This window comes from Nevskia ramosa DSM 11499 (assembly GCF_000420645.1).
In the GTDB taxonomy this organism is placed as follows: domain Bacteria; phylum Pseudomonadota; class Gammaproteobacteria; order Nevskiales; family Nevskiaceae; genus Nevskia; species Nevskia ramosa.
In genome coordinates this window covers 253,650-272,751 of record NZ_ATVI01000008.1, presented here as the reverse complement: position 1 = coordinate 272,751, position 19,102 = coordinate 253,650, and the positions used below count along the sequence as shown (strand labels likewise).

Annotated in this window: 18 protein-coding genes; 7 read left to right on the top strand and 11 right to left on the bottom strand. The window is 65.3% G+C overall.

Features of this window, described 5'->3' with window-relative positions; genetic code table 11:
• Position 1: 1 nt before the first annotated feature.
• Positions 2-994 carry a tRNA dihydrouridine synthase DusB gene (dusB, locus tag G513_RS0114775; RefSeq protein WP_022977630.1) on the bottom strand — a complete coding sequence of 331 codons (993 nt, stop codon included), beginning with the start codon at positions 992-994 and terminating at the stop codon, positions 2-4.
• A 98-nt stretch (positions 995-1,092) separates the two neighbouring features.
• Here dusB and G513_RS0114770 point away from each other — a divergent pair, with 98 nt between their 5' ends.
• Positions 1,093-2,118 (top strand): AI-2E family transporter, encoded by a 1,026-nt coding sequence (locus tag G513_RS0114770; protein WP_022977629.1) that lies wholly within the window; start codon positions 1,093-1,095, stop codon positions 2,116-2,118.
• A gap of 29 nt (positions 2,119-2,147) precedes the next feature.
• Positions 2,148-3,149 (top strand): hypothetical protein, encoded by a 1,002-nt coding sequence (locus tag G513_RS0114765; RefSeq protein WP_022977628.1) that lies wholly within the window; start codon positions 2,148-2,150, stop codon positions 3,147-3,149.
• 4 nt (positions 3,150-3,153) lie between these two features.
• Here G513_RS0114765 and G513_RS0114760 read toward each other — a convergent pair whose 3' ends face one another.
• The 4 genes from G513_RS0114760 to G513_RS25050 form a co-directional block, all read right to left on the bottom strand.
• Entirely contained in the window at positions 3,154-3,453 is a 300-nt protein-coding gene (locus tag G513_RS0114760) for a YciI family protein (protein WP_022977627.1), read from the bottom strand.
• Positions 3,454-3,509: 56 nt separating this feature from the next.
• Entirely contained in the window at positions 3,510-3,884 is a 375-nt protein-coding gene (locus tag G513_RS0114755; protein ID WP_022977626.1) for a DUF423 domain-containing protein, read from the bottom strand.
• Complete coding sequence (locus tag G513_RS0114750; RefSeq protein ID WP_022977625.1) at positions 3,881-5,053, bottom strand: saccharopine dehydrogenase family protein; 1,173 nt, start codon at positions 5,051-5,053, stop codon at positions 3,881-3,883. Before G513_RS0114750 ends, G513_RS0114755 begins: the two co-directional genes overlap by 4 nt.
• An 84-nt stretch (positions 5,054-5,137) precedes the next feature.
• Positions 5,138-5,764, bottom strand: coding sequence for a DUF2845 domain-containing protein (locus G513_RS25050; protein WP_022977624.1), 627 nt, complete (start codon positions 5,762-5,764; stop codon positions 5,138-5,140).
• 54 nt (positions 5,765-5,818) lie between these two features.
• On the opposite strand from G513_RS25050, the gene G513_RS0114740 reads away from it, so the two are divergent.
• Together G513_RS0114740 and G513_RS0114735 are read left to right on the top strand one after the other, a co-directional pair.
• On the top strand, positions 5,819-7,957 hold the full coding sequence (locus G513_RS0114740; RefSeq protein WP_022977623.1) for a protein-disulfide reductase DsbD family protein: 2,139 nt from the start codon (positions 5,819-5,821) through the stop codon (positions 7,955-7,957).
• A gap of 27 nt (positions 7,958-7,984) precedes the next feature.
• Positions 7,985-8,593, top strand: a complete 609-nt coding sequence (locus tag G513_RS0114735) for a thioredoxin family protein (protein ID WP_022977622.1) — start codon at positions 7,985-7,987, stop codon at positions 8,591-8,593.
• A gap of 75 nt (positions 8,594-8,668) precedes the next feature.
• On the opposite strand, the gene G513_RS0114730 is transcribed toward G513_RS0114735, so the two are convergent.
• Positions 8,669-9,580, bottom strand: coding sequence for a CsgG/HfaB family protein (locus tag G513_RS0114730; protein WP_022977621.1), 912 nt, complete (start codon positions 9,578-9,580; stop codon positions 8,669-8,671).
• Between the two features lie 37 nt (positions 9,581-9,617).
• The gene (locus tag G513_RS23235; protein ID WP_022977620.1) at positions 9,618-10,286 is read right to left on the bottom strand and encodes a CsgG/HfaB family protein; all 669 of its coding nucleotides are present in this window, start codon (positions 10,284-10,286) and stop codon (positions 9,618-9,620) included.
• Positions 10,287-10,431: 145 nt separating this feature from the next.
• Between G513_RS23235 and G513_RS0114720 the strand changes: the two genes are divergently transcribed.
• Positions 10,432-11,391 (top strand): isoaspartyl peptidase/L-asparaginase family protein, encoded by a 960-nt coding sequence (locus G513_RS0114720; protein WP_051144437.1) that lies wholly within the window; start codon positions 10,432-10,434, stop codon positions 11,389-11,391.
• On the opposite strand, the gene G513_RS0114715 is transcribed toward G513_RS0114720, so the two are convergent.
• On the bottom strand, positions 11,388-12,710 hold the full coding sequence (locus G513_RS0114715) for an adenylate/guanylate cyclase domain-containing protein (protein WP_028475583.1): 1,323 nt from the start codon (positions 12,708-12,710) through the stop codon (positions 11,388-11,390). The two genes, G513_RS0114720 and G513_RS0114715, sit on opposite strands and share 4 nt — an antisense overlap.
• A gap of 218 nt (positions 12,711-12,928) precedes the next feature.
• Between G513_RS0114715 and G513_RS0114710 the strand changes: the two genes are divergently transcribed.
• Positions 12,929-14,005 (top strand): GGDEF domain-containing protein, encoded by a 1,077-nt coding sequence (locus G513_RS0114710; RefSeq protein WP_169560661.1) that lies wholly within the window; start codon positions 12,929-12,931, stop codon positions 14,003-14,005.
• 139 nt (positions 14,006-14,144) lie between these two features.
• On the opposite strand, the gene G513_RS0114705 is transcribed toward G513_RS0114710, so the two are convergent.
• Complete coding sequence (locus tag G513_RS0114705) at positions 14,145-15,914, bottom strand: monovalent cation:proton antiporter-2 (CPA2) family protein (protein WP_022977617.1); 1,770 nt, start codon at positions 15,912-15,914, stop codon at positions 14,145-14,147.
• Positions 15,915-16,008: 94 nt separating this feature from the next.
• On the opposite strand from G513_RS0114705, the gene G513_RS25045 reads away from it, so the two are divergent.
• The gene (locus G513_RS25045; RefSeq protein WP_022977616.1) at positions 16,009-16,989 is read left to right on the top strand and encodes a phospholipase A; all 981 of its coding nucleotides are present in this window, start codon (positions 16,009-16,011) and stop codon (positions 16,987-16,989) included.
• Here G513_RS25045 and G513_RS0114695 read toward each other — a convergent pair whose 3' ends face one another.
• Both G513_RS0114695 and G513_RS0114690 read right to left on the bottom strand, forming a co-directional pair.
• Positions 16,990-17,415, bottom strand: coding sequence for a DUF6841 family protein (locus G513_RS0114695; RefSeq protein ID WP_022977615.1), 426 nt, complete (start codon positions 17,413-17,415; stop codon positions 16,990-16,992).
• Between the two features lie 10 nt (positions 17,416-17,425).
• Entirely contained in the window at positions 17,426-19,063 is a 1,638-nt protein-coding gene (locus tag G513_RS0114690) for a flavin-containing monooxygenase (protein WP_022977614.1), read from the bottom strand.
• Positions 19,064-19,102: the final 39 nt, after the last annotated feature.

The following is a 19,102-nucleotide window of genomic DNA, read 5'->3' as shown; positions in this document are numbered from 1 at the left end:
CTCAAGCTGCCTCGGCGATCGCTGACGGTTCCGGCTCGATTCCGAAGAACAGGGCCACTGCCTGCCGCTGACGCAGCGCACAGGTTTCAGCGCTGATCTCGCGCCAGAAATCGTCGGCCCCCGGATGATCCTCGCAGTACCAGCGGACATGCTTGCGGCCGATCCGCGTTCCCTGAGCGTCGCCATAAAGACCCGCCATCGCGGCGAGATGCTCGACCAGCAGATGGCCGATCCATTCCCGCGAGGGCTCGGCCAGCAGGCTGCCGGTGCTCAGATAATGGCTGATCTCACGGAAAATCCACGGCCTTCCCTGCGCTGCACGGCCGATCATCAGAGCATCCGCGCCGGTTCGCAGCAGCACCTGCCTCGCCTGCTCGGGCGTGCGGATGTCGCCATTGGCGATCACCGGAATGTTCACCGCCTGCTTGATCGCAGCGATCGTGTCGTACTCGGCTTCGCCTTCGAAGCGATCCTCACGGCTGCGGCCGTGCACGGCGAGTGCCGCGATGCCACAGTCTTCAGCGATCCGGGCAATCGCCACACCATTGCGCTCGGCCCGCGACCAGCCGGTGCGGATCTTCAAGGTCACCGGCACTGGAACTGCCTCGACGACCGCCCGACAAATCCTCGCCACCAGCGCCTCATCGCGCAGCAAAGCCGACCCGGCGTCCACCCGGCAGACCTTCTTCGCCGGGCAGCCCATATTGATGTCGATGAGGTCGGCCCCGTGCTCGACGTTGTGACGCGCAGCAGCGGCCAGCAAGGCAGGATCGTGCCCGGCGATCTGCACCGACACCGGGCCGGGCTCGCCCGCGTGGTCCATCCGGGTCCGGGATTTCTCGGTTTTCCACATCCGGGGATCGGACATGGTCATCTCCGATATCGCGAGACCAGCGCCCAGACGTCGGCAGAGCACGCGGAACGGCCGATCGGTGACGCCGGCCATCGGCGCCAGGATCAGGGCGGGTTCGATCAGGTGCTTGCCAATTTTCACGGCGCCATTTTCGCCGATTGCCGTCGCCGGTGCGCAGGGACGCGCTCCGGACTTCCGTCCGTCACGTCATTGTCGGCATGGTCCTTTAAGATGACGCCATGAATTCGACTGTCAACGGTTCGCGCCTCAGCCGGGCCGACGCCTTTTCGCTGTTCGCCGCTGTCGCCGTCATGGTGGCCGTGCTCTACCTGCACTTGCTGACGGCGCTGCTCGCCGGCCTGCTGGTCTATGAACTGGTGCACTTGCTGGCGGCACGCCTGCGCGTGGCCTCGTTGGGTCGCGAGCCGGCCAAGCTGGTTGCCGTTGCGCTGCTGACGATCATCGTCGTCGGCCTGCTGACGGCGGCCGTGCTGGGGATCGGCAACTTCCTTCGCAATGGCACTGACAGCGTGCCGGCACTGCTCGAACGGCTGGCTGAAGCGATCGACAACTCGCGCAGCCGCCTGCCAGCCTGGATCGTCGACTCGCTGCCCAACGATGCCGAAGCACTGCGCGGCGATCTCGTCGTCTGGCTGCGGGAACATTCGAGTGTGGTGCAGGGCTTCGGCCGATCGTTCGGCCGTGGTCTCGCCCACATCCTGATCGGCATGGTGGTCGGCGCGATGCTGGCCTTGCGCGAAGCCACACCCGGTCATAGCCGCGGGCCGCTGTCGCGCGCGATCGTCGAGCGCTCGTCACGGCTCGCGGAATCGTTCCGCCGTGTGGTGTTTGCGCAGACCTGGATCGCCTCGATCAACGCGCTGTTCACCTGGATCTATGTCGGCGTGGCCTTGCCGGCGTTCGGCGTCGACCTGCCCCAGGTCAAGACGCTGGTGCTGGTGACCTGGATCGCCGGCCTGCTGCCGATTCTCGGCAACCTGATCTCGAACACCGTGATCGTCGCCGTCAGCATCGGTCATTCGCTGGAACTGGCGTTCATCTCGCTGGCGTACCTGATCGTCATCCACAAGCTCGAATACTTCCTGAACGCCCGCATCATCGGCTCGCAGATCCGCTCCCGCGCCTGGGAACTGCTGATCGCGATGATGGTGATGGAAGCGGCCTTCGGCCTCAGCGGCATCATCGCCGCGCCGATCTTCTACGCCTACTTCAAGGAAGAGCTGACGCGCCTGCGTCTGACCTGACTCTCCCCCAACCAATCCCTTTCGAAACCATGGTCAGTGCCCACGATCCGGCCACCGTCGGCGAGCCACCGCATCCGCACGATTTTTCCGAGCAACTGATCACCCAGTTGTACGAGGATCTCGATGGCTATCTGTTCGAGGGCGACGCAGCGATCGATCACGCCTGGCCGCTGGTGATCGAGGCCGTCCGCCATGCGCGGACACGCGGCGCGGTGCTGGTGGTCTTCGCCCGCGCCACACTCGCGGCTCATCACCGCCTGGTGTTCGACGAAACCCCGCCCGACGACAGCATCGCGCTCGATGAAGCTTGCGCCACCGTCGCCAGCTTCGTGCCGGAAGCGCTCGCCCAGCTGCCAGCGCTTAAGTCGCACGCCGAACGCCTGATGCGCCACGTGGCGATCGCCGAGCAATCGCCGGACGCGATCCACGTGCCGCTGTCGAACGCGATCAGTCGTTTCTATGCCGCGCTGGCGGACGAGAACGCCGCGGTCGGCAGCCGCGCATTGATCGAGATGCGCTCGATCATCCTGCATCTCGACGCCTGCGCCGCCGCGCTCGATCGTGCCGAATCGGCACCCGAACCGGTGCGAGTGATCCGCCCGGATCGCTTCCACGACTACTTCATGCACTACGCCAGCCTGGCCCAGAAGCCGGAAGCCTCCGCCGGCAGCGAGCATGCGGTTGCCACCCTGAGTCAGGACGGCCGGATCACGGCAGTGATCACCGAAGACACGCATCCGCTCGAAGCAGCGGCCCGCGCAGTACGGCCGACGATTGCTGGCGATGACGTCACCCGCGATCACACCTTGGTACGCATCCGCGCGCTGCTCGACGTGCTCGATGGCCTGCGCCACGCGCCGAATCCGCTGATCGGCGATGCCCTGAACGACACCACGGTGCACCTGAGCCTGGTGCTCGCCGCAGCGACCGCGCCGCTGCACGCGTCCGGTGGCTTCTCGTTCTCAGCGATTGCCCAGATCGCCCGCTACAACCAGCAGTTGCTGCGCAGCGCGGCGGCCACGCAGCACTGACCGCTCAGGCCGGGCCGACCCAGTCGGCCAGCAACGGCGCGTGCAGCACCGGCGTGAACTCGACGAACCGGTAGCGGGCAAAGCCTTCGCGGACGTAGGGATCGGAGGCGAAGAACTCCTCGACCGTCGCCTGCGAATCGGCCCGCGCCAGGATCAGGCCGCCGACGCCGCTGGCCTGCGGACCGGCAAACAGCAGCAGGCCGTGATCGATGCCGACCTGCATATAGCTGCGATGTGCCGGCCGCACGGACAGCAGTTGTTCGGTGGCGACGAGGTAGGTGCTTTCCAGCAGGAAGTGCTTCACGGCGAATGCTCGGCAAGGTGGAGGGCCGGCAGTTTAGCTGCGCCTGACGCGCCAGCTCACAAGGTCCGCGCCGCGTGAACGCTCAGCAGTACCCAGCCGACCAGAAACAACAGGCCACCGATCGGCGTGATCGCACCGAGCACGCGCACGCCGCTGAGCGCCAGCGCATACAGGCTGCCGGAGAACAGCAGGATGCCGAACGCGAAGGACCAGCCGGACGCGCTCAGCAGTGGCCCGGGCCGGCTCATCGCCAGCAGACCGACCGCCATCAGCGCCAGCGCATGCCAGAACTGGTACTCGACGGCGGTGCGGTAGATCGCCAGCAGGTCCGGCGTCAGCCGTTCCTTCAGCGCATGTGCACCAAAGGCGCCGAAGCCGACGCCGAGGAAGCCGAACAGGCCGGCCAGCATCACCATCAGTTTCGCGCTCATGCCGGCTCCACGGTGCGGAAGATCAATCCGGAACGCTGCAGCCGCTTCAGCAGCGCATCACCCATCGCCGCCGCCGGGGTCAATTGGCCGGCGCGCTTGGGCAGCCGATCGAACGCCAGGCTCAAGCCGGACTCGCCGAGCATCCGCGCAGTCTCGTCATAACCGGGATCACCACCGCGCACTTCGGTAATCAGCCGCCGATCACCGGCCACAGCATGAAAACGCACGCGGAACCAGCTGGCACTACGCTTTGCCTCGCTGGGGCCTTGACCCGAGTCCTTGCGGCCGAGCAGCCAGTTGCGCGCAGGTTTCAGCTGCGAAGCAACGGCCACAGCGCCGACGCCGCCGATCAGTTTTGCGACCTGGGAAAACTTGTCCATCTGCAGAAAATGTCCGTAGCGGAAATCGGGGCCGTAGCGTTCCAGCATCGTCGCCGAACGCTTGACGACCTGGGGATCGATGGTCGGAAACGGCACCACCCAGGTGCCGAGTTCGGGATGGCGGCGCAAGCGTTGCGGGCTGCTGCCGATGCGGCGATCGATCAGCGGCGCTTCACGCCGCCGCCGCTCCATCGCCACGCTGGCGTACTGCCCGGCGCGGCCGAACGCATTGATCGCCGAATGATAGGTGCCGGCCGAGAACTCGGCATCGAGGCTGACATAGGCGTTGATGCGGATCGGTACATCGTCCGGCAGTTGCAGCACCGTGTAATAGACGCCGAGATCGTGCGGAATGCTGTCGAAGCCGCAGCAGTGCACCAGCCGCGCGCCGGTCTGCTTGGCGGTTTCGTGATGCTTGAGCCACATGCGATCGACGAACTCCGGCTCGCCGGTCAGATCCGCGTACTGGGTGCCGGCGGCCGCACAGGCCGAGACCAGCGGCTCGCCGAAGTGCACGTAAGGACCGACGGTGGTGATCACCGCCTTGGTCGATTCGGCCAGTTGCAGCAGCGATGCGGTATCACCGCTGTCAGCCTCGATCAGCGGCAGCTTGGCGCAGGCCGGATTGATCGCCGCCAGCCGCATGCGCACCGCATCGAGCTTGACCCGATTGCGTCCGGCAAGCGCCCAGCGCGCCGTAGGCGGTGCATGTCGGGCGAGATATTCGGCCGTTAGCCCGCCGGTGAAGCCCGTGGCACCAAACAGGACGAGATCGTGGCTGCGGGGCATGGTGGGCACCAGTTCGTGGGGCGTTGAGGCAGGAATTGTGCGCGTTTTCCGCAGCCAGTTTGGAGAACGCTGGTTCGGCGGCGATCAGCGCGGATCGTCGTACCCGCGACCATCATCCTCGATGTCCACGACCCGGCCGTTCTCGAGCAGCACGCGCCGCAGCAGCGAGCGCGCTCCGAAGTTGTAGACCCATTCTTCGCGATAGATCGCGGTGACGAATTCGCCCTGCTGGCTGCGCCGGCCATAACGGCGGATCTCCGGGCTCAGTAGACTCATCTCGCGACGCTCGGCCGGCTCGCCGCAACGCGCCAGCAGTCGGTACTTCGACAAACCATCGACCAGATCATAAGGCGTGCATCGCGGGTTCTCCGGCGGCACGAAGCCGTAGCCATCGGTATCGATATCGACCAGGCGGCCACCGCGAAAACGCAGCAGGCGCAGCAACTGGTTGTTGCCGAAGTTGTAAGTCCACACCTCGGTGTCGTTGAAGCTGCGACCCTGGCGCGGGTCGAACTGCGGCTGCACATCGCGCAGCGCCGGCTCGCCGCAGGCGGCGCGGACTTCGCTCATCCTGTCCTCGGTGGCGACGATTCTCGAACCACAGCGCAGCGTGTCGCCGGCATTGACAGCGCTGCAGACCAGCAACAACAGCAATGCGCCGGAACCGAGCCGGCAGCAGGCTGTCTGTAAGTTTCGGGCGCCTGCGTACACTGTCGCGTTCCTCTGGTTTTTCCGGACTTTCCCCGGGCTTTTCTTCAGGTTTCCATGCGCGCTCTACCGTACACCACCGCCATTCTTGCAGCGCTCGCAGGCGCCGCCTTTTCCGTCTCCGCGCAAGCCGCCGCGGTGAAGACCGAGCACGTCGAAGCCGAACTGGTTTCGGAGGCAAATGCCCTGGTCAGCGGTACCGACAACACGCTGGCGCTGCGCATCGCGCCGCAGAAAGGCTGGCATGTCTACTGGCGCAATCCGGGCGACTCCGGCATTCCGACCTCGATCACCTGGACCCTGCCGGAAGGTGCGACCGCCGGCGACCTGCAATGGCCGTATCCGCACCGCGAAACGCTGGGCGATATCGTCAACTACGGTTACAGCGAAGAGGTCTTGCTGCCGGTCACGCTGACTCTGGCGCCAGGCCTGACGGCCGACGCGCCGCTGGTCCTGAAAGCGAAAGCGAAATGGCTGGTCTGCAAGGACCTGTGTGTTCCCGGCAGCGCCGATCTTGAACTGAGCCTGCAGGTGGTCGCCAACAGTGCCGCGACCGCCATCAACGAGGCGCAGCGCGCCGGCTTCGCGAAGTCGCGCGCCGAGCTGCCGCAGCCGGCTCCGGCCGACTGGACCTTGAACTTCCAGATCTACGACGGCGGCAGCCAGAAGGACCTGGCATTGGCCGTGCGCCGTGGCGCGATCACCAGCGATGGCGATGTCTCGTTCTTCCCCTACGCGGGCGATCTGATCGGCCATTCCGCCGCGCCACGCTGGGCAAAGGATGCCGACGGCAGCCTGCGCCTGTCGCAGACGCTCAGCGATTACTACACCAAGGCACCAGACAAGATCGACGGCGTGCTGGTCGTTCACGACGGCGATCAGGACAAGGCCTGGGAGATCAGCGCCAAGCCGGGCAAGGTCGCGCTGGTGCCGGTCAGCGCCGCGAAGCCGGTCGAGGAAACTCCGCCCGCCGCGGCGCCGTCCCCGAACTACTTCCTGGTGCTGCTGTTCGCGCTGCTCGGTGGCGTGGTGCTGAACCTGATGCCTTGCGTGTTTCCGGTGCTGTCGATCAAGGCGATCAGCCTGGTCGAAGCGCGTGGCGCCACCGCCGCCCGCCAGCGCGCCCACGCGCTGTTCTACACCGCCGGCGTGCTGCTCACCTTTGCCGGTCTGGCGGGTCTGCTGCTGGTGCTGCGCGGTTCCGGTTCGGTGATCGGCTGGGGTTTCCAGCTGCAGCAGCCGGCGTTCGTCGCCGCGCTCGCTTATCTGTTCTTCGCGATGGGCCTGTCGCTGTCCGGCGTCGTCGAATTCGGCACCCGGCTGATGGGTGTCGGCCAATCGCTGGTTGGCAGCGGCGGTTACCGGGCTTCGTTCTTCACCGGCGTGCTCGCCGTCGCCGTCGCCAGCCCCTGCACCGCGCCGTTCATGGGCACTGCGCTCGGCTACGCGCTGGCGCAGCCGGCGGCCGTTGCGATCAGCGTGTTCCTGGCGCTCGGTCTCGGTCTGGCGTTGCCGTTCCTCGCCATCGGTTTCTTTCCATTCCTTGCCAAGGCCCTGCCCCGCCCCGGCGCCTGGATGGAAACCTTCAAGCAGTTCATGGCCTTCCCGCTGTACCTGACGGCGCTCTGGCTGATCTGGGTGCTCGGCGGCCTGACCGACCGCAACGGCATGACCGTGGCGCTGCTCGGGCTGCTGCTGATCGCATTTGCCCTGTGGCTTTGGAAGCGCACTGGCCTGATCAGCAATGGCCTCAAGCTGGCGGCGATCGCCGCTGCGCTGGCCCTGCTGGCGAGTCCGATGATGACCAAGATCGCCGCGACCCACGTCGCCGCGCAGGGTGCCGAGTACGAGCCGTACTCGGAAACCCGGCTCGCAGAACTGCGTGCCGAAGGCCGCACGGTATTCGTCAATTTCACCGCCGACTGGTGCATCACCTGCAAGGTCAACGAGCGCGTGGCCTTGGCGTCCGATGCGGTGAAAAGCGCTTTCGTCGAACGCAAGGTCGTCTGGCTGGAAGGCGACTGGACCCGCGAAGACCCGGAGATCACGCGCACCCTGGAACGCTTCGGGCGCTCCGGCGTGCCGCTGTATCTGGTCTATGCCGGAGCCGCCGAACCCACCGTGCTGCCGCAGCTGTTGACGCCGGAAATGGTGGTCGCCGCGTTGCCACCTGCCGTGCAAGCCGTGAACCCATAACCGCTGTCACCACAAGGAGGTTTGAACATGCGTCTGATGAAGAATCTGGGAATGATCGCAGCCGGCATGGCGTTCTCCGCTGCGGCATGGGCGGCACCGAGCGTCGGCGCACCAGCACCGGCGTTCAGTGCTGTCGACAGCAACGGCAAGACCGTGTCGCTGGCCGACTACAAGGGCAAGCACGTGGTGCTGGAATGGACCAACGATGGCTGCCCGTTCGTGAAGAAGCACTACGGCAGCGGCAACATGCAGAGCCTGCAGAAAGAGTTCACGGCACAGAACGTGGTCTGGCTGTCGGTGATCTCGTCGGCACCCGGTCAGCAGGGCTATGTCGACGGCGCTGCGGCCAACAAGCTGACCGCTGCGCGTGGTGCCACACCCACCGCCGTGCTGCTCGATCCGAAGGGCGACATTGGCCGCCTGTACGGCGCCAAGACCACGCCGCACCTGTTCGTGATCGACCCGGCCGGCAAGCTTGAATACGCCGGCGGCATCGACAGCATCGCCAGCCCCGACCCCGCCGATATCGCAGGCGCGACGCCATTCCTGAAAGTCGCGCTGACCGAAGCGCTGGCCGGCAAGGCGATCAGCACGCCGGTGACCAAGCCCTACGGCTGTTCCGTCAAGTACGGCTGATCGCCCGGGCTGCAACGAACGACGGCCGGTGCTCGCGCATCGGCCGTCTTCGTTTGTGCTGCAGGCTGAAAGCGATCAGTGAGCGCCAGCCACCGGCTTGACCGCAGATGCAGGTGCAGCGTCTTTTGACGGCACTGCCGAGACCGGCAATGACGATGGCAATGGCGTGGTGATGGTCTTGCTCGGCTTCTGTTCGGCGACCTTGCCGATGGCCGCCGTCACCATTTTCTGCAACGCGGCTTCGACCGGCGTCTTGCTGAACGCACCGAGCACGCCGGGCAGCGGCACATAGCCGAAGCCGCTGCCGTAGACGCCCTGCAGATCGAAACCGTAGCTGGTGTTACGGCCCTCGACGGCGGTCGACGCGACGATCCGGCCGGTGGCGGTATCGATGATGCGCAGATCGAGTGCCGCGAAGCCGCGCTTGAAGCTCAGCGACATCACGCCGAAGCTGGAAAAATTCTTGCCCAAGGGAATCGGGATCGGAATCGCCGCGCCGCTCAGGCCGGCATCGAATGCAGTCAGCGCGCCGACCACCAGCAGCTCCGCACCCTCCAGCTCGCCTCGCGGAATCCGCGTTTCGTCACCAACCCGCGCCGACCGCGAGAACTCCTGCTCGACGATCGCCACGTTCAGCGCATCGCGTTCAAGCACGATGAACTGACCGCTGTTGAACAGCTCGGTGACCAGCAGATCGCGAATGCCGGCGGTGATGCCGGACGCTTCCATCTGCTGATCGGCCGGCCGCTTGGCATTCAGCGCGATCACCTGCTTGACCACCGAGGCTTCCTTCAGCGGATCGGTCTTGTCGATGATGTTGCCGACGGCGATGCGGTATTTCGGGCCGTCGTAGCGCTCGGCGCGCGCCTGCTCGATGGTCTGGCCGTCACCGCGTACCACCTTGCTGCCGGTGCAGGCCGCGAGTGCGCCGGCCGCGACGGCAACCGCTGTCAGCAGGATCGCGGTTCGGAGCGAGGGCTTGCGCATGGCAGGTTCACCGGCAGCGCGCTGCCAGTGAACAGGCTCAGAGCTTGGTGTTGGCGATGTGGTTGACCGCCAGTTCGATGGCGTTGCGGATCGCGTTCTCCAGCGGCGTCTTCGAGAACGCGCCAAGGCCGATCGGCAAGGCGCCGCCAGTGAAGATGATGCCGACGCTGTTGTTCGCCGACGTCGCGTTGACCGTCGTCGCGTTGACTACCCTGCCGCTGGCGGCGTCGATGATGCGGATGTTCAAGGTCACGCAGGCCTGCTTGGCCGAAACGATGATCAGAGAACCGCCCTTGCAGCTGGACTCGAACGAAGTGATCGCGCCGCGAATGATCAGCTGCGCACCTTCCAGCTGGCCGATCGGTGCTGCGGTCTCCTTCTTGAAGCGGCTGGAGTTCGACAGATCCTGCTCGGCCGTCACTTCGTTCAGCGCCTGACGTTCCAGCACGATGAAGCGATTGGTGTTGAACAGCGCATTGCTGAGCATGTCGGCCATGCCGCTGCCGATGTCCGGATTCTCGGACGCGCGGTACTCGAAATTGCTCACCGCGATGCGGTAGCGCGGTCCGTTGGCCGGCTCGCTCTGTACCTGCTGAATGGTCGGCGCGCTCGGACGATCGACGACGGTGGCAGACGAGGTGCAGCCGGCGGCGATCAGCACGACCGCAGCGGCAACAGAACGGACAAGCACGGAAGAACTGCGCATGGATGAGCTCCGGAAGGGGTTGCCGCGGACGAGTCGGGTGCGCCGACGCTACGCGAGCGATCTGAACGATAGCTTAACAGCGGCTCCATCCGTTCCCGGTCTCCGGTCTGGCGCGCCAGTCATGGAATCACGGCAAGATTCGCGCATGAACCCGACCCACAACCCCAAGCTGATCCGCTTCGCACTGCACGGCGGCGCCGGTGATCTGCCGGCCGACGCCGGACCGCAAACGGCGCAGCGCGCGGCCTTGCGCGATATCACCGAGGAAGCCGCACGATTGCTGCGTGATGGCGGCAGCGCACTCGATGCGGTGACCCTGGCCGTCGAACGCCTCGAACAATGTCCGCTGTTCAACGCCGGCATCGGCGCGGTGCTAAATCGCGATGGCCAACCGGAACTCGATGCCGCGATCGCCCGCGGCGAAGACCGCGGCTGCGGCGCTGTGGCCGGCGTGTCCCGCGTTGCGAGCCCGATCCGCCTCGCCCGCGCGGTGATGGAACAGACGCCGCACGTATTCTTTGCCGGCGCCGGCGCAGAACGCATCGCCGAAGCGCTGGGGCTGGCGATGGTCGCGCCCGAGCACTTCGTCATTCCGCTGCGGCTGGAACAGCTTGCTTCCGCAAAGGCTTCCGGCTCGATCGCGCTCGACCATGTCGATGACGCGCCACCCCGCGATCCCGATGCCGCGTTCGGCACGGTCGGCGCCGTGGCTCGGGACGGCTACGGCCATCTGGCGGCCGCAACCTCGACTGGCGGCCTGACCAACAAGCTGCCGGGGCGGATCGGCGACAGCGCGGTATTCGGCGCCGGCACCTTCGCCGACGATGCCAGCTGCGCGGTGTCCTGCACCGGCACCGGCGAATCCTTTATCCGCGCGCTGTTCAGCCACGCCGTGCACGGGCAACTGCTGGCCGGCCGCTCGCTCGCCGAAGCCTGCGAGGCAGCGCTGGCCGATGTCCGCCGCTATCAGGGCGTCGGCGGCTGCATCGCGATCGGCCGCGACGGCGCGCTGGTCACGCCGTTCAATGCCGGCGTGCTCTACCGAGCCTGGTTCGATGAAACGGGAGTAGTAAAAGTCGCGATTCGGCGCGACGACGCGAGCTAGATCACAGCCGGTAGCGCGTACAGGCTGACCGGTTCGGCAAAGCCCTTCACCGCGACCGACGGCCGCGATTCCAGCGCGATGTCGCCGGCCAGTTCCATGGTCCGTCCATCGACCAGGATTTCGCCGTGCAGCGCCTGCTCGCAGAGCCGTGAGGCCAGATTCACCGCGGCACCGACCGCCGTGTATTCCAGCCGCGACTGACTGCCGATGACGCCGACGGTGACGAAGCCGCTGGCCACGCCGATGCCGATGCCAAGTGCGTGCGTGTCGCTGGACCAGCGCTGGGTAACGACGGTGACGGCGTCGCGCACTCTATGAGCGATACGCAGGCCGACCACCGCGTGATCGCGAATCGGCAGCGGCGCGCCGACCAGCATCAGGATGCCGTCGCCGGCGTAGTCCTTGATCGTGCCGCCGTACTCACCGACCACCTTGCCGACTTCGTCGTAGTAGTCGCGCAGCACATCGATGACTCGCGAACTCGGGTTCGCCTGCGCGTAAGCGGTGAAACCGCGCAGATCGCTGACCACGACGGTGATTTCGAGAAAGTTCTGCTCCATCGCGTGCTTCATGCCGCGCTGGCGTACCAGTTCCGCCACCTGGAACGACAGGAAGCGCGACATGAACTGGCCGCGCTGGCCCTGCAGCACGTGGTAATGCACGGAACCGATCAGCAGCATCATTTCGCCGATCAGGGTACTGATCGCCGCCGCCTGTTCGGACAGCACGAAAGCGATCATGAAGAACGGCATCGCCACCGCGAAACCGACGATGCGAATGCGTTCCGGGCGGTCCGGCTGACGGCGCATCAATAGCAGGACCGAGACCAGGCCGGTCAGCCCGGAGAACAGGATCGGCCCGGCGAACAACCAGAAGCCGAAGTGTCCGAGTGCCCCGGGTTTGCTGGCAGCAAACTGGAACTCGCTGGCGCGAAGTTCGGGCGCGGCAATCGCGAAGACGCTGTACAGCACACCGGAGACCTGGCCGAGACGGAGCATGCTGTCGCCGCCGCGGGTATCGAGCGCACCGGCCGGAATGGTCCGGCGCACGCGCAGCAGCCACTCCAGCACCGTGATGATGGCCAGCGATTCAGGAATCGCCAGCCAGCCACCAATTCGCGCGCCGGCTCCTGAACCGGGCTGCGCCCAATGTGGAGACAGTTCCAGCCAGCTCGAATTGACGAAGATCGCGATGCCGATCCAGGCCAGCGAGGCCGCCAGTGCTCGCGAAGTCGGCGAGTCACGGTCGGCCGAAATGAACGCCAGGGCCATGCCGAGTGCGACCAGGGACACCAGCACCTGCGGAATGATTGCGGTCATCGTGGCTGGATTATGCGCGGCAGCGGCCGGGCCGGAACGGCCATTCGCAAGCCTTTCCGACTCGATGCGCAGCCGCGCCATTGGTCGGCCGATCGCTGCCGCTCATTTTCGCAGTCGACCCGGTCGAACCCGCTTGTTCCGGTATCGATGCCGGTCATCGGTAGCGGAGTTTGCAGCCTCGTTGCCTGCCGACAATGGCCGCACCGAAAGAGGATTTCATGCACAGATCGTTCGACATTTCGCTGCTCATCGCCACGACCTGCATCGCAGTCGTCGCGGTCGGCTGCGTGATCGATCTGGCCAGCCGCACGCGCGCTTTCAACAAGCTGCGCCAGCTGATCTGGCAGGCGCTCGGCGCAGCCGTGATCGGCGCCGGTTTGCTGCTGATGAACCAGGTCGGCGACCTGGCGATCGGCCTTGGCGTCGCCATCGCTACCACACCGATTTATGCAGTGCTGGCGTGGATCGCGTCGTCTCTCACCGTACTGCTTGCCGTCGTCATGATCAGCCGCAGCCCCTTGAATCTTGCGCCGCTCCCGAAGACCGGTGCCGCCTTGCTGATCGGCGCGCTGTTGAGCAGCCTGCAGTTCGCCAGCATCGAATCCACCGGCCGGGCGCTGGCGGGTGCCGAAGCCGGAATCGCCCGCGGCCTGATGCTGGCCTCGATCGCCATCGGCGCAATGCTCGCCACGCTCGCGGCAATGCGTCTCGACCAGCGTTGGCTCGAGCGCCGCGCCCAACGCGAACTCGAACAGGCCGAAGTCGAGCGGGTGCATCGCCTCGCCTACTACGACAGCGCCACCGGCTTGCCGAATCGCAGCCTGTTCACCGAGAAATTGCTCAAGCAACTGGTCGACGCCAATCGCCGCGACGCCAGCCCGTTCGGTCTGATCTATGCCGAACTGCGCGATTTCCGGGTGCTGCTGCAGCGCCATGGCGATGCGCGGATGAATCGCGTGCTGAAGCTGCTGGCAGAGCGTCTCGGTCAGGAACTGGTCGGTGATGACGTGCTGGCCCGCCTGTCCTATGACGGCCTGATCCTGTTCGTTCGCGAACAGGGCGAGCGCGACACCGCCGCGGCCGTCACTGGGTTCTGCGGCCTGCTGTCGACGCCGATCGTCGAAGGCGGCGACAGTTTTCGCTTCACCTGGGGCATCGGCCACAGCCGCTATCCGGATCAGGGCCAGTCGACCCAGGCATTGATCCGCACGGCGATGACGGTACAGCGCCAGATCGGCACCGAATCACCGTCGATCGCGTCATCGAACCGTCCGCGTTACGCACTCGCTTCCTGATCTACCGCTTTTCCCGCTGCAAACGCGACACCGCTGCGCACGTTTCTCCTCCAGACCCTGAGCCTTGGGCCGCGGTGAGCACTGCTCTCGCGGCCTCTTTTTTGGGCGACGATTATTGGGGGCTCAGGCCGCCTCGCGGCTAGCTCGCGGCTTTCTCCGCGGCGAGCGCGTCGGCTTCGAACAGTTGTTCGAGTTCCTTCGAGAACTCCTTGGCGGTCTGCACCAGCGCCTGCTCGTCGCGATAGATCGCGTGCTGCTTGAGCAGCGTTTCCTGATCGAAATGGCGGAAGCGCTCCAGTTCGCGCTTGATCTGCTGTTCCGGTTCGCCGAGCGCTTGCAACAGCGAGCCGGCGGCTTCCAGGCTGGACGCATAGCTGCGCCGGATGATGTCGGTGATGCCGAGATCCATGAGCCGCATCGCATGCGGACGGTCGCGGGCGCAGGCGAAGATCCGCAGGTTCGGAAAGTGCCGACGGACCACTTCGGCGATGCGCAGGCTCTGCTCGACATCGGCGATGGCAAGCACGAAATAGCGTGCCTTGTCGGCTTTCGCGGCACGCAGAACCTCTACCCGTCCGGCATCGCTGTAGAAGATGGTGTTGCCGAACTGGCGCACGAAATCCACCTGCCGCGCATCGCGCTCGAGCACCGTGTACGGAATCCGCTTGACTCGCAGCATGCGGCCGACGATCTGCCCGAACGGCCCGAAACCGGCGATCAGGATGTCGTGCTCGGGTGCGTCGATCGGATCATAGGCAGGCGGTTCGGCCTTGCCCTGGCTCCAGCGCGCGATCAGCGCGTACAGCGGCGGCGTGGCGATCATCGACGCGGTGACCACGACGATCAGCAGATCCTTCATGCCGTCCTGCAGGATGCCGGCGGTGGCTGCGACGCCGAACAGCACGAAGGCGAATTCACCACCCTGCGGCAAGGCGAAGGCGAGCTTCAGCGCCGAATCGTTGGCCAGGCCGGAGACGCGGCCGATGAAGTACAGGATGCTGCTCTTGACTGCGATCAGGCCGAAAGTCAGACCCAGCACCACCAGCGGCGCGAGCATGACGAGGCTCAGCTGCGCCGACATGCCGACGGCGATGAAGAACAGTCCGAGCAGCAGGCCCTTGAACGGCTCGATATCCGCCTGCAGCTCGTGGCGGTATTCGGAATCGGCCAGCAGCACGCCGGCCAGGAAGGCACCAAGCGACATCGACAGGCCGACAGCCTCCATCGCCAGCGCCGTGCCGGTGACGATCAGCAATGCGGCGGCGGTGAACACTTCTGGCATCTCGACCGCCGCCAGTCTGCGGAAGATCGGCCGCAACAGATAGCGGCCACCGACGACCACCAGCACCACGACGGCCAGCGCTTTCGCGCCACCCAGCCAGCCGCCGGAACTGTGGCCTGCGATCGGCGTGCCGAGCAGCGGCAGCAATGCCAGGAACGGGATCACCGCGATGTCCTGGAACAGCAGGATCGAGAACGCCGCGCGACCGTGGTGATCGGCCAGTTCCTTGCGTTCAGCGAGCATCTGCAGCACGAAGGCAGTCGACGACATCGCCAGCGCGAAGCCGGCGACGATCGCGGCATCGCTGGGCAAGCCCAGGGCAATCGCGCAACCGGTGAGCGCCGCCGCCGTCAGCAACACCTGGGCACCGCCCAGGCCGAAGACATGGGCGCGCAGGCGCCAGAGGCGGCTGATCTGCAATTCCAGGCCGATCACGAACATCAGCAGCACCACGCCGAACTCGGAGACGTGCAGTACCCGCTCGACGCCTTCGATCATGCCCAGGCCGCTGGGGCCGATCAGCAGGCCGGCGAACAGATAGCCGAGCACGGCGCCGAGGCCCAGCCGCTTGAACAGCGGCACGGCGATCACGGCAGCGGCGAGAAACAGCGCGATTTCCTTCAGCATCGGGAGTCCGGTTGTTGTGAAGCTGGACGCCGCTGCGGAAGCAACGGTGATTTCCGTTATCGTGCCAACTATCCCCGAGATTTCAGGATCAGCGATGACTTACTGCGGTAGATGGCTGGCGGCCTCCATCATCATAGCTTGTGGTTCCGCACTTCCCGTCGGTGCCGACGAACCAACCCCGGCCCCGCTGCCGCGGCCCGAGGCCGTAGCCGACGCGATCAACCATGGCCTTGCTGACGAATCGACAACGCCGCCAGCAGCTGCCGCGCCGCGAACGCTGAGTCCCGCCGAGGAACAGGCCGAGTACGAGAGGCGGCGCAGCACCTCGTGGCGAATCATCGTCGACCCGGACACCTTCGCGCTGACCTCCGACACCAAGGGTCTGAGCCTGTACAAGTCGATGTACCTGCTGCCGGCGACCTATTCCGGCCGCTATCCCGGCGCCTCCAGCGAAGTGCTGTTCACGATCAGCGGCAAGTTGAAGCTGTTCGACTACCCGATCTTTTTCGCCTATTCGCAGAAGTCGTTTCTGCAGGCTTTCAACGGCGCCGATTCCAAGCCGTTTCGCGACAACAATTTCAACCCGGAAGTGTTCTACCGCTTCAAGCCGGTCAACCGCGCCCGCTGGCTGAACCTCGGCGCCGATCTAGGTCTGGAGCACGAATCGAATGGCCGCGAGCTGCCCGATTCACGCAGTTGGAACCGCCTCTACTTCGCGCCGTTCTACGAACACCAGGGCACGCTGGTCTATTGGAAGTGGTGGTACCGCCTGCCCGAGGACCAGAAGCGCGCGGTCACCGATCCCAAGCGCGACGACAACCCGGACATCCAGGATTACCTCGGCTATACCGAACTGCAGGTGCAGCAGCGTCTGTTCACCCGCCATCAGGCCAGCACCCTGGTGCGCTACAACCCGACCACCGGGCGTGGTGCCTTTTCGCTGCGCTATTCGGTGCCGGGACCCGGCGAGAACTTCTTCTGGACGGCCTATTTCTGGCAGGGCTACGGCGAAAGCCTGCTCGATTACAACCGCTCGGTCACCCGCGTCGGCCTGGGCATCTCGGTCGCCCGCTAGCTAAGCGGAAGCGCGGCGCCAGCCCGGCTCGCACCACAGCGCCGAGATCATCCGCAGCGCGCCGTCGGCATCGAGGCGCAGCGTGTACTGCACCTCGATGGTTTCCAGCAGATGACCGTCGCGGTGATAGCGGCGGATGTCGGCGACCTCGGCCTGCATCAAGCCGGTGGCGCAGCGCGTCGTGGTGATCGCGCCGATTTCGGTGTGGCCGAAACCGGCCGCTTCGAGCGCGACGAAAATCTCGCGCAGGAAGGCCTGCAGCGCAGCGCGATCCGCCAGCACATGGGTGCCAGCCGCCAGCACGAACACCGCCGGCTCGGTGAAGAACGAAGCCATCGTCGGGAAATCGCGAGCATTCCAGGCGGCGATGTAGTCGTGGACGCAGCGCTCGACAGTGGCAGCCGTGATCGGCGTGGTGGCAGGCATTGCCGGCTGCTTATGCCGTTTCGGCCGCGCGGCGAACCAGGGTGAAACCTTCGTAACCCTTGGCGACCACGTCCTTGCACTTGTCGACATAGGTGTTGAAGCCGACGTAAGGCATGAACACGCGGGTCTTGCCCGGCACGTTGGAGCCTAGATACCAGGAGTTGCAGGTCGGGTAGACGGTCAGGTCGGCGACTTCGTTGACGTGATCGACCCAGGCATCTTCGGCCGGCTGCTGCGGCTCGATCAGCGCGACACCGGCCTGTTCCAGATGGCGGATGGTGTCGCTGATGAAGTTCACGTGCTGGTCGATCGACACCATCATGTTGGTCAACACCGAGGGGCTGCCTGGGCCGCTGATGAAGAACAGGTTCGGGAAGCCGACCGTCTGCAGGCCCAGATAAGTGCGCGGGCCGGCGCTCCATTTCTCGCGCAGCGGCTGGCCGTTGCGGCCCTTGATGTCGACACCGAGCAGCGCACCGGTCATCGCATCGAAACCGGTGGCGAAGACGATGTCATCGACCGGATATTCGTTACCACCAACCTTGATGCTGTCGGCGGTGAACGACTCGATCGGCTGCTTGCTGACGTCGACCAAGCTGACGTTGTCGCGGTTGAAGGTTTCGAAGTAGTCGGTGTCGCTGCACAGGCGCTTGCAGCCGACCACGCCGTTGCGCGGCGCCAGGATCTCGGCCTTGTCCGGATCGTTGACGATGCCGTGGATCTTGTCGACGATGAACTCGGCGACCGTCTTGTTCGCTTCCGAGTTGAACATCAGATCGTTGAACGCGGCCATGAAATGCAGGCCGCCGTGCTCGTTCCAACGCTCCTCGTAGATGCGCTTGCGCTCTTCCGGCGACACGCTGAGCGCGGACTGATCGTTGAGATGAAAATCCGTCGCGAACGGCTGCTCGTAGGTGAACTTGCGCAGTTCACCGTAGCGGGCCTTGGTGGCATTGCGATCCGCTTCGCTCAAAGGCCGGTTGCGCGCCGGCACCGAGAAGTTCGGCGTGCGCTGGAACACGGTCAGATGATCGGCCTGTGCGGCGATATGCGGCGTCGACTGGATGCCCGAAGAACCGGTACCGATCAGGCCGACCTTGCGGCCGGTGAAATCGACACCTTCGTGCGGCCAGTCACTGGTGTACAGCACGCGGCCCTTGAACGATTCGACACCCGGAAACTGCGGCTTGTTGGCGATCGAAAGCGTGCCGGTGGCCATGATGAAATAGCGCGCGGTGACCCGCTTGCCGTCGTCGGTCTCGATCGTCCAGCAGTTGCGCGATTCATCGAACGCGGCGCTCAGCACCTTGGTGTTGAACTGCAGGTCCGCGCGCAGATCGTATCGATCGGCCACGTGATTGGCGTACTTCAGGATCTCCGGCTGCGCGGAATAGCGCTCCGGCCAATTCCATTCCTGTTGCAGCGCATCGTCGAACTGGTAGCTGTATTCCATCGATTCGGTATCGCAGCGCGCACCTGGATAGCGATTCCAGAACCAAGTGCCGCCAACGCCGCTGCCACGTTCGAAGACGCGGGTCTTCAATCCCTGCTGGCGCAGACGATGGAGCATGAACATGCCGGCGAAGCCGGCGCCGACGACGATGGCGTCGAAGTCAGTCTTTGCGGAAATGGGGCTGCGGTCATCCATGGATCTGCTCCTCGTTAGGCACGTTGACGGCGCCAGCTT

What these genes read in the sequence shown, in the direction of transcription:
- G513_RS0114770 (WP_022977629.1), top strand. Translation starts at nt 1,093, where the DNA reads ATGAATTCGACTGTCAACGGTTCGCGCCTCAGCCGGGCCGACGCCTTT.
- G513_RS0114765 (WP_022977628.1), top strand. Translation starts at nt 2,148, where the DNA reads ATGGTCAGTGCCCACGATCCGGCCACCGTCGGCGAGCCACCGCATCCG.
- G513_RS0114755 (WP_022977626.1), bottom strand. Translation starts at nt 3,884, where the DNA reads ATGAGCGCGAAACTGATGGTGATGCTGGCCGGCCTGTTCGGCTTCCTC.
- G513_RS0114750 (WP_022977625.1), bottom strand. Translation starts at nt 5,053, where the DNA reads ATGCCCCGCAGCCACGATCTCGTCCTGTTTGGTGCCACGGGCTTCACC.
- G513_RS0114740 (WP_022977623.1), top strand. Translation starts at nt 5,819, where the DNA reads ATGCGCGCTCTACCGTACACCACCGCCATTCTTGCAGCGCTCGCAGGC.
- G513_RS0114735 (WP_022977622.1), top strand. Translation starts at nt 7,985, where the DNA reads ATGCGTCTGATGAAGAATCTGGGAATGATCGCAGCCGGCATGGCGTTC.
- G513_RS0114730 (WP_022977621.1), bottom strand. Translation starts at nt 9,580, where the DNA reads ATGCGCAAGCCCTCGCTCCGAACCGCGATCCTGCTGACAGCGGTTGCC.
- G513_RS23235 (WP_022977620.1), bottom strand. Translation starts at nt 10,286, where the DNA reads ATGCGCAGTTCTTCCGTGCTTGTCCGTTCTGTTGCCGCTGCGGTCGTG.
- G513_RS0114720 (WP_051144437.1), top strand. Translation starts at nt 10,432, where the DNA reads ATGAACCCGACCCACAACCCCAAGCTGATCCGCTTCGCACTGCACGGC.
- G513_RS0114715 (WP_028475583.1), bottom strand. Translation starts at nt 12,710, where the DNA reads ATGACCGCAATCATTCCGCAGGTGCTGGTGTCCCTGGTCGCACTCGGC.
- G513_RS0114710 (WP_169560661.1), top strand. Translation starts at nt 12,929, where the DNA reads ATGCACAGATCGTTCGACATTTCGCTGCTCATCGCCACGACCTGCATC.
- G513_RS0114705 (WP_022977617.1), bottom strand. Translation starts at nt 15,914, where the DNA reads ATGCTGAAGGAAATCGCGCTGTTTCTCGCCGCTGCCGTGATCGCCGTG.
- G513_RS25045 (WP_022977616.1), top strand. Translation starts at nt 16,009, where the DNA reads ATGACTTACTGCGGTAGATGGCTGGCGGCCTCCATCATCATAGCTTGT.
- G513_RS0114695 (WP_022977615.1), bottom strand. Translation starts at nt 17,415, where the DNA reads ATGCCTGCCACCACGCCGATCACGGCTGCCACTGTCGAGCGCTGCGTC.
- G513_RS0114690 (WP_022977614.1), bottom strand. Translation starts at nt 19,063, where the DNA reads ATGGATGACCGCAGCCCCATTTCCGCAAAGACTGACTTCGACGCCATC.